Origin of the sequence: Bacillus sp. JJ1474 (assembly GCF_036965225.1) — a bacterium.
Taxonomy (GTDB): domain Bacteria; phylum Bacillota; class Bacilli; order Bacillales; family Cytobacillaceae; genus Cytobacillus.
The window spans coordinates 1-2,501 of sequence record NZ_JBALPC010000167.1; the positions used below are offsets into that span (position 1 = coordinate 1).

At 37.1% G+C, this 2,501-nt stretch carries 2 protein-coding genes; both read left to right on the forward strand.

Going from position 1 to position 2,501, the window contains the following annotated elements; genetic code table 11:
• Positions 1-206: 206 nt before the first annotated feature.
• Positions 207-1,955 (forward strand): ABC transporter transmembrane domain-containing protein, encoded by a 1,749-nt coding sequence (locus tag V7164_RS18810; protein WP_335354890.1) that lies wholly within the window; start codon positions 207-209, stop codon positions 1,953-1,955.
• 4 nt (positions 1,956-1,959) lie between these two features.
• Positions 1,960-2,501 (forward strand): ABC transporter ATP-binding protein (locus V7164_RS18815; protein ID WP_335354891.1); only part of this gene is annotated, 542 nt, incomplete at its 3' end.

Consider the following 2,501-nt stretch of genomic DNA (forward strand, 5'->3'; position numbering starts at 1 on the left):
AAAATAATGGTGGACGGGCACTCAGTAATGGGTGCTTTTTTATGTAATAAAATTCACATTATATAAATCTTCCTATTTTTTGTAATATTTGATACACTATTTAAGCTAAAGTATTATGATCAAAAGGCAACTATTACCTTTCATTTGATGTCTTTTGAAAGGTACAGACTTAGATGCAGTTTTTTCAATTCTGGAGGACTTAAGAGATGAGAGTGTTCTTAGATTTAATGTGGTTTTTTAAACAAGAGAAAAAACCTTATTTAATAGGTATCCTAATGTTATTGCTTGTAGCTCTGCTGCAGCTTGTTCCTCCTAAAGTGATAGGTATTTTTGTTGATCATATAAAGGATCAAACTTTATCTTGGAACAACCTTTTTCAATTATTGGGTGCATTAGTTGGAGCTGCTATGTTCATGTATATTTTACGATATTATTGGAGAATAATGATTTTCGGCTCAGCTGTTAAACTATCGAAAATATTAAGGAATAAACTCTATCATCATTTCACAAATATGTCCCAATCCTTCTATCAAAAGAAGCGGGTTGGTGATTTGATGGCACACGCAACAAATGATCTTCAAGCTATTCAGCAAACGGCCGGAGCAGGTGTATTGACACTTGTGGATTCATTAGCCACAGGCGGATTTGTTATTATTGCCATGGCCGCAACAATTAGCTGGAAACTTACTTTAATCAGCTTAATTCCGATGCCCCTTATGGCCATTTTAACGAGTTGGTACGGAACTATGCTTCATAAGCGCTTTCATAAGGCACAGGAGGCATTTTCAGCTTTAAATGATAAAACACAGGAAAGTGTAACAGGGATTAAAGTGATTAAAACATTTGGTCAAGAGAAAGAGGACATTGAGGATTTTAGGGAGCAATCTGAGGATGTCGTTAAAAAGAACGTCTCTGTTGCCAGAATCGATTCATTATTCGACCCTACCATATCAATTATAGTAGGCATTTCCTTTTTCCTGTCCATTGCCTTTGGTGCAAAATATGTACTTAATGAAGAAATGACAATAGGGGAGCTAGTTTCGTTTACGACTTATTTAGGACTGCTTATCTGGCCAATGCTCGCATTTGGCTGGCTCTTTAATATTGTTGAAAGAGGGCGTGCCTCAAATGATCGCGTTACCTCACTCCTTTCGGAAAAGGTTGATATTTATGATCTTCCTGACGCGCTAGAAACGGTTCCAAGTGGGGATATTGAATTTAACCTTTCTACATTTACATATCCAGAGGATAAAATGCCATTATTGAGGGATATCCATTTTACTTTGAATAGAGGAGAAACGTTAGGGGTAGTAGGTAGAACAGGTGCGGGGAAAACAACTCTGTTAAAATTATTGATTCGTGAATTTGAAGGGTATGATGGTACCATCATGTTTGCTGAAAACCCATTAAATCATTATCAAATTGAAAAGCTAAGAGAAGCAATTGGCTATGTACCACAGGACCATTTTTTATTTTCGGCAACTATTGCTGAAAATATTGCTTTTACAAAGCCACATGCAGATATTGAAGAGATTTATGCAGCTGCAAGGCTAGCAAACATTCATGACGACATTTTACAGTTTTCAGATGGCTACGATACGGTTGTCGGTGAACGTGGAGTATCTCTTTCTGGCGGGCAAAAACAGCGCATCTCCATTGCTCGGGCTTTATTAATGCAGCCTGAGGTATTGATATTGGATGATTCATTGTCTGCTGTTGATGCTAAAACGGAGGAAGCCATTTTGTCTGCATTAAGACAAGAACGTGAAGGGAAGACAACGATTATTACTGCACATCGTTTAAGTGCCATTCAGCATGCTAATCTTATTATTGTTCTTGATAATGGGAAAATTGTCCAAAGGGGCACTCATGAGCAGTTAATGCATGAGAACGGCTGGTATAAAGAGATGTATTTACAGCAGCAGCTAGAAGAATTGGTTGAGCAGGGAGGTTAGGATGATGAATGAAATTAAGGGAATAGAAGGAAAGGAACAGAGGAAAATTCTTTTTCGTCTTCTGTCCTATACAAAGCCCCATAAGAAAACGATGGTCCTAGCCTTCAGTTTGCTATTAATGACAACTATTGGTGATGTTCTTGGACCGATATTGATTAAGATTTTCATTGATGACTATTTAAGACCACGAAATTTAGAATTTGAACCTCTATTTGCATTAGGGGCAGCCTTTATTGGGATTCAAATTATGAATGTACTTGTCTCTTATTTTCAATTGCTGAAATTTCAGGAGATCGCTTTAAAGATCATTCAACAGCTTCGTGTAGACGTTTTTACGAAGGTCCAGAAGCTTGGACTAAAGTATTTCGATAAAACACCTGCTGGAAGTATCGTCTCAAGGGTAACCAATGATACAGAAGCAATAAAGGATATGTTTGTGAGTGTGATCGTAACGTTCATTCAAGGGGCATTCCTTTTAGTGGGTATTTTTATTGCCATGTTTATCTTAAATGTTAAACTTGCTCTATTTTGTTTAATAATCCTGCC

What these genes read in the sequence shown, in the direction of transcription:
- V7164_RS18810 (WP_335354890.1), top strand. Translation starts at nt 207, where the DNA reads ATGAGAGTGTTCTTAGATTTAATGTGGTTTTTTAAACAAGAGAAAAAA.